Source organism: Streptomyces sp. CBMA123, from assembly GCF_014596465.1.
Classification (GTDB): domain Bacteria; phylum Actinomycetota; class Actinomycetes; order Streptomycetales; family Streptomycetaceae; genus Kitasatospora.
Map to the genome: position 1 here is coordinate 1 of NZ_MECK01000295.1, position 6,149 is coordinate 6,149.

Here is a 6,149-nt window from a genome sequence, read left to right on the forward strand (position 1 = left end):
CCGGGCGGCCCCGGCGGTGCGCGGCCGGCCGGCGCCCAGGCCCGGCGCTGGCCGCGGCGGCGGATCGTGAAGTGGACGGTCTTCGGCCTGCTGATCGCCGTCCTGGTGACCTCGGTGTCCACCTGGTTCTGGGCGGACTCCAAGCTCAACCACGAGAACGTGCTGGCCGACTACCCGGGCCGTCCGGCCGCCGGCAAGGGCACCAACTGGCTGATCGTCGGCTCCGACAGCCGCGACGGCCTCAGCGAGTCCCAGATGGACACCATGCACACCGGCCACGACGTCGAGGGCAAGCGCAGCGACTCGATGATGATCCTGCACATCGGGGACCACGGGAACACCCTGATGAGCATCCCGCGTGACTCCTGGGTGCCGATCCCCGAGTTCAAGACCAGCGCCGGCAAGACCGTCAAGGCCACCAGCTCGAAGATCAACTCGGCCTTCGCCACCGGCAACGGCCGGCTCCTGGTGCAGACCGTCGAACAGAACACCGGCATCCGCATCGACCACTACGCCGAGATCGGGTTCGCCGGGTTCGCCGGCATCGTCGACTCCATCGGCGGCGTCGAGATGCACATCGACCAGGACATCAAGGACAGGGACTCCGGCCTCGACCTCAAGGCCGGCGACCAGACCCTCACCGGCGTCCAGGCCCTGGCCTTCGTCCGCCAGCGCCACCAGATGGCCGACCAGGACCTCGGCCGGATGCGCAACCAGCAGAAGTTCCTCGGCGCCCTCGCCCACCAGGCCGCCTCCCCGGGCACCATGCTCAACCCGTTCACCTTCTACCCGCTGGTCGACTCGGCGCTCGGCACCCTGATCGTCGACGACGACTGCGGACTGACCGACCTGGGCTCGCTCTTCCTCGCCATGAAGGACGTCAACGGCGGCGGCGGCAAGACCATGACCGTCCCGATCGGCAACGCCGACTACCACACCAAGACCGGCGAGTCCGCGGTGCAGTGGGACGCCGCCAAGTCCAAGCAGGTCTTCGAGGCCTTCAAGAACGACACCACGGTGCCGGACTTCAAGTAGCCGCGACAGCCGGTGCCCGGGTCGCCGCGGCCGGCAGCCGGTCGAGCACGATGCCGAAGTACTCGCGGTACGCGGACAGCGCGCCGGCGTCGGTGAGTTGCTCCTCGGTGCGGCTGCCGTCGGCGGCGGTCCGGATCAGCCGGGTGCCGCTGAGGGTGGTCCGGCCGCCGTCCGCGGTGAGCATCGAGCAGGTGTCCGCACGGGTGAACGGGGACTGCGGCGAGGTGGCCTGCCACCAGCAGGTCGGCCCGAAGTCGGCCAGCGGGTGGGTGCCGTGGTCGATCCGGTACTGGGGCGTCCCGTCCAGGACGACGTCCAGGACGCCGTGCTCGCCGAACGGGCGGATCACCGCCGTGCCGTGCGGGTCGGGCTGCTCGCCGCGCCCGTCCAGCCGCAGCGGGAGCCGGGTGAAGCGGCCGAACCCCACGTCCACCAGCCAGGGTTCGTCCAGGTCGACCCGCAGCGCCAGGTGGTCGAACGGCGGACCGAGCCGCTCCCCGTCGAAGACCCGGGCGGCCAGCAGGCTCACCCGGTACCCCAGCGAACGCAGCAACTCGGCGAAGGCGCCGTTGAGTTCGTAGCAGAAACCACCGCGCCGCCGGTCCACCACCTTCGCCACCAGCGCCGCCGGCTCCAGCACCACGGGCTCGCCGAGGTGGATGCTCAGGTTCTCGAACGGAACGGCGCGCAGGTGCGCCTCCTGCAGCCGCGCCAGGCCCTCGGCCGAGGGCGGCCCGGGCTCCGTCACCCCGATCCGCTCCAGGTACGCCGCCCGTACCGCCGGTGCCAGCCCCTCGTACGCCTTCTCGTGATCCACCCGCCCATTCCACCCGGGCGACGGGCGTTCGGCCATCGGTCCTTCGACCTAGGGCATCGGGCTGCGGGCTGCGGGCTGCGGGCTGCGGGCTGCGGGCTGCGGAAAACACCACCGCCCCGGAGTGGGGAGGTCGGAAAGGTCCGACTCCCCACTCCGGGGCGGTGGCGCGTCAGTGGTCCCGGAGGACGGTGATCAGGCGACCTCGCCGGACTTGGCGATCTTGATGACGGCCGAGGTGCGGCCGCTCTGCGAGCCGAGGCCCTCGATCTTCTTCACGACGTCCATGCCCTCGACGACCTCGCCGAAGACGACGTGCTTGCCGTCCAGCCAGTCGGTGACGATGGTGGTGATGAAGAACTGCGAGCCGTTGGTGTTCTTGCCCGCGTTGGCCATCGACAGCAGGCCGGGCTTGGTGTGCTTGAGCTGGAAGTTCTCGTCCGCGAACTTCTCGCCGTAGATGCTCTTGCCACCGGTGCCGTTGTGGTTGGTGAAGTCACCGCCCTGCAGCATGAAGGCGGGGATCACGCGGTGGAAGCCGGAGCCCTCGTAGCCGAAGCCGTTCTGGCCGGTGGCCAGCTCGCGGAAGTTGCGCGCGGTCTTCGGGACGACGTCGTCGAAGAGCTTGAAGACGATGCGGCCGGCCGGCTCGTCGTTGATGGTGATGTCGAAGAAAACGTTGGAACCCATGCAGGGATCATGGCACGAGCGGCCCCGCGTCGCGCGCCGCCCCCTCGGACCCCGAGGTCACGGCGGCGTGTTAGGGCCGGCCCGGCGCGAACACGCCGCCGGCCGCGGATTTTCCGGGGCGCTCGGCGGCGGCGGGAGTTAGCATCGGCGGCGGCTTCAGGCCTCGGACTCCTCGACTTCTTCGACCCGGTGGGGTGGGCGGCATGCGGATCGGCGAACTGGCCCGGCGGACGGGCGTGAGCGAACGCTCGCTGCGGTACTACGAGCAGCAGGGCCTGCTGTTCGCCCGGCGCACCGGGGGTGGCCACCGGGAGTACCCGGAGGCGGCGGTGGACCGGGTGGTGCACATCCAGGAGCTGTTCGCCGCCGGGCTGAACAGCCGCACCATCCAGAAGGTCCTGCCCTGCATGCGGGACTGCGACGGCGCTCCGAGCGATACCGCCACGCCCGTACTGGTCGAGGAGCTCACCGCGGAGCGGGACCGGATCGACCGGATGATCGGTGACCTGCTGCGCTCGCGCGGGGTGCTGGACGAGGTGATCGCGGCCGCTTCCGGGGAGCCGGCGGCGGCGTAGGGCGGCGCTCAGGCCTCGCGCTTGCCGCTCAGGCCTTGAGCTTGCGCCAGACCGTCTCCAGGGCCGCGATGTCCCCCTCGTCCAGCCGGTCGGTGAAGACCGGGGCGAGGACGGCCCGCCGGGTGGCGTCGGCCTCGGCGAAGGCGGCGCGGCCCTGCTCGGTCAGCTCGATCCGCACCGAGCGCGCGTCCGAGGCGGACGGCGCCCGGGACACCAGTCCGCGCCCGGCCAGGGCGTCCACCACCCGGGAGACCTGGCTGCGGCTGAGCATGGTCTTGGCGCCGAGGTCGGAGGCGGCCACCGGCTCCCGCTGGCCGTTCAGCCAGAGCATCACCTCGAACCAGGACAGCGGCAGCCCGTGGACCCGGGTGAGCTCCCGGTCGATCCGGGCGGCCAGGGTGGTGCCCGCCCAGACCAGGCCGTAGAAGGCGTGGTCCTGATCCGACAGCGGGCCCAGGGTGAGATCGGCGCGGTCCATGCCGTTCATCGTACCGAGGTTGCGTGCGCGTGCACACAGTCCTGGTGCATGCACGCGCACGCACCATGCGCGTCCGGATGACGAGCGGGCCGGACCATGTCCGACGACACCCCCGTCGGACGGTCCGACGCCGACCGGCCGCACGCCACACTGACCGCCGCGGGCCCCAGTAGCATCGGCCTCCAACACTCTGAGGGGGCCCACCATGAGCGAAGGCGGGGACATGAGCCGGATCGGGGTCTACCTGGCGCACCCGCGGCCGGGCAGCTTCAACCACGCACTGCACGAGGCCGTGGTGGACGAACTGCGCGGACGCGGCTGCGAGGTGCTCGCCCACGACCTCTACGCCGACGGGTTCGCACCGCTGCTCACCGCCGGGGAGACCGGTACGGTCGACGACGCCGGGGCCGCTGTCGATCCCCAACTCGCCCTGCACCGCGCCGAGGTGGCCACCCTTGACGCCCTGGTGCTGATCCACCCCAACTGGTGGGGCATGCCGCCCGCCGTCCTCACCGGCTGGGTGCAGCGGGTGCTGGTCCCCGGCGTCGCCTACAAGCTCGGCACCGCCGACGGCGAACCGGCCGGACTGCTGCGGGCCGGCCGGGCCCTGGTGCTGAACACCTCGGACACCCCCGAGGCCCGGGAGCGCGAGGAGTTCGGCGACCCGCTGGAGCGGATCTGGGCGGCCTGCGTGCTGCCGTACGTCGGCGTCACCGACGTCCGGCGGACGGTGTTCCGCACCGTCACCGACTCCCCCGCCGCCGAACGGGCCGGCTGGCTGCGCCAGGCCCGCGAGCAGGCCGCCGCCCTGCTCGACTGAGCCCCCCACCGCACCGGCCCTACAGCTCGGCCTCCGCGACCTCCTGGCCGCCGCTCAGCTCACCGGTCGGCCGGAAGCCCAGCCGGGCATAGAACCCGGCCGGGCCGTCCGGACCCGGGTGGTAGGTGACGGTCGCACGGGCGCCGCCGCGGCGGCGGATCTCCGCGCAGACCTGCTCGACGGCGAAGCGGCCGTAGCCACCGCCTTGCCGCCCGGCGTCGATCAGCAGGCGCCAGAGGCCGGAGCGGGGGCGGTCGTCGGGGCGGTCGGGGTGGAAGGCCACGTCGAAGAAGGCCATCACGAAGCCGACCGGCCGATCGCCGTCCAGGATCAGCCGGGGCCAGGCCGTCTCCCCGTGCACGTACGCCTCGGCCAGCGACGTCGCCACCGGTGCGACCAGGCCCTCCTGGTCGGGTCGCACCCGCAGGGCGAGGGCGGCGTCGATGTTCGCGGGGGTGAGCACGGCGAGGCTGAGCGTGGCGGGTGTGGCGGGCGTGACAGGCATGGCGGGCAGCCTAGGCAACTCGGCTGCCCGCCGTCGCCCGGCTTCCCGGGCGGGCCGCGGGGGGTGCGGTGGTCAGGCGCCGGCCGGGTAGTCGGTGCCGCGGCCGACGGCGGCCCAGGTGTCGGTCTCGGTGCGGGCGGCGGCCAGGTTGCCGAGGATCGCGTCCACGGCGTCGGAGCCGAGGGCCAGTCGCAGCGGGGTCCGGTCGGCGGCCAGGGCGGTCAGGATCGCCTCGGCGGCCTTCGCCGGGTCGCCCGGCTGCTTGCCGTCGGAGTCCGGCAGGCCGGTGCGGACCGGGCCGATCACCGGCTCGTAGGCGTCGATCGGGGTGGTCTGGGCGAGCGCGCCGCCGCCCGCGAAGCCGGTCCGGAACGCGCCCGGCTCGACGATCAGCACCTTGATCCCGAAGCCGGCCACCTCCTGGGCCAGCGCCTCGGAGAGCCCCTCCAGCGCGAACTTGGTGGCCGAGTAGGCGCCCACGCCGGGGAAGGAGAAGCGGCCGCCCATGCTGCTCATCTGCACCACGGCGCCGCTGCCCTGGGCCCGCATGTGCGGCAGGACGGCCCGGGTGAGCGCGGCCGGGCCGAAGAAGTGCAGCTCCATGAGGTCCCGCAGGTCGCGGTCGGTGTACTCCTCGACGGCGCCGATCAGGCCGCGCCCGGCGTTGTTCACCAGGACGTCGATCCGGCCGTGCCGCCGCACGGCCTCGGCGACCACGGCGGGGATCCGCTCCTGGTCGGTGACGTCCAGCCGCACCGGGACCAGCCGGCCCGGGTGGGCGGCGGCCAGGTCGGCCAGCGTCTCGGGGCGGCGGGCGGCCGCGACGACGGTGTCGCCGGCGGCCAGCGCGGCCTCGGCGATCGCCTGGCCGAAGCCGGAGTTGGCGCCGGTGATCAGCCAGACCCTGCCGTCGGCCTGCTGCTCGGGGGTGCTGCTCATGATGGGTTGACTCCCGCAATCGTCGTGCTCCGCAAACGAGTTGACGATCATTTATGACATCCGGGCGGCCGATCCGTCCAGGAAGGCGCGATGCCGGACGACCAACGGCCCCCGACCGCGCAACCAGCGGTCGGGGGCCGTTCGGAAGGAGCGGGCCTGACGGGCCTACGGCAGGTTGCGGGCCATCACGATCCGCTGGACCTGGTTGGTGCCCTCGTAGATCTGCGTGATCTTCGCGTCCCGCATCATCCGCTCCACCGGGTAGTCCCGCGTGTAGCCGTAACCACCCAGCA

General features: G+C 72.5%; 9 protein-coding genes. 3 read left to right on the plus strand and 6 right to left on the minus strand.

Annotation, left to right across the window (positions count from 1 at the left end; all coding sequences use genetic code 11):
• The coding region (locus tag BG452_RS27800) for an LCP family protein (RefSeq protein WP_188307103.1) at window positions 1-1,035 on the plus strand (1,035 nt) is incomplete at its 5' end.
• Here the strand turns inward: BG452_RS27800 and BG452_RS27805 are convergent.
• A complete protein-coding gene (locus BG452_RS27805) occupies window positions 1,028-1,852 on the minus strand; it encodes an arylamine N-acetyltransferase family protein (protein WP_317621258.1) in 825 nt (274 codons plus the stop codon). The genes BG452_RS27800 and BG452_RS27805 overlap by 8 nt on opposite strands.
• Window positions 1,853-2,044: 192 nt before the next feature.
• Window positions 2,045-2,539, minus strand: a complete 495-nt coding sequence (locus BG452_RS27810; RefSeq protein WP_188307105.1) for a peptidylprolyl isomerase — start codon at window positions 2,537-2,539, stop codon at window positions 2,045-2,047.
• Window positions 2,540-2,742: 203 nt separating this feature from the next.
• On the opposite strand from BG452_RS27810, the gene BG452_RS27815 reads away from it, so the two are divergent.
• Entirely contained in the window at window positions 2,743-3,114 is a 372-nt protein-coding gene (locus BG452_RS27815) for a MerR family transcriptional regulator (protein ID WP_188307106.1), read from the plus strand.
• 28 nt (window positions 3,115-3,142) lie between these two features.
• Here the strand turns inward: BG452_RS27815 and BG452_RS27820 are convergent, their stop codons facing one another.
• Window positions 3,143-3,592, minus strand: coding sequence for a MarR family winged helix-turn-helix transcriptional regulator (locus BG452_RS27820; RefSeq protein ID WP_188307107.1), 450 nt, complete (start codon window positions 3,590-3,592; stop codon window positions 3,143-3,145).
• Between the two features lie 205 nt (window positions 3,593-3,797).
• On the opposite strand from BG452_RS27820, the gene BG452_RS27825 reads away from it, so the two are divergent.
• Entirely contained in the window at window positions 3,798-4,412 is a 615-nt protein-coding gene (locus BG452_RS27825) for an NAD(P)H-dependent oxidoreductase (RefSeq protein ID WP_223242824.1), read from the plus strand.
• 19 nt (window positions 4,413-4,431) lie between these two features.
• Here BG452_RS27825 and BG452_RS27830 read toward each other — a convergent pair whose 3' ends face one another.
• The 3 genes from BG452_RS27830 to BG452_RS27840 all read right to left on the minus strand — a co-directional run.
• Entirely contained in the window at window positions 4,432-4,917 is a 486-nt protein-coding gene (locus BG452_RS27830; RefSeq protein ID WP_188307108.1) for a GNAT family N-acetyltransferase, read from the minus strand.
• Between the two features lie 72 nt (window positions 4,918-4,989).
• Entirely contained in the window at window positions 4,990-5,856 is an 867-nt protein-coding gene (locus tag BG452_RS27835) for an oxidoreductase (RefSeq protein WP_188307109.1), read from the minus strand.
• 165 nt (window positions 5,857-6,021) lie between these two features.
• Window positions 6,022-6,149 (minus strand): acyl-CoA dehydrogenase family protein (locus tag BG452_RS27840; protein ID WP_262986058.1); only part of this gene is annotated, 128 nt, incomplete at its 5' end.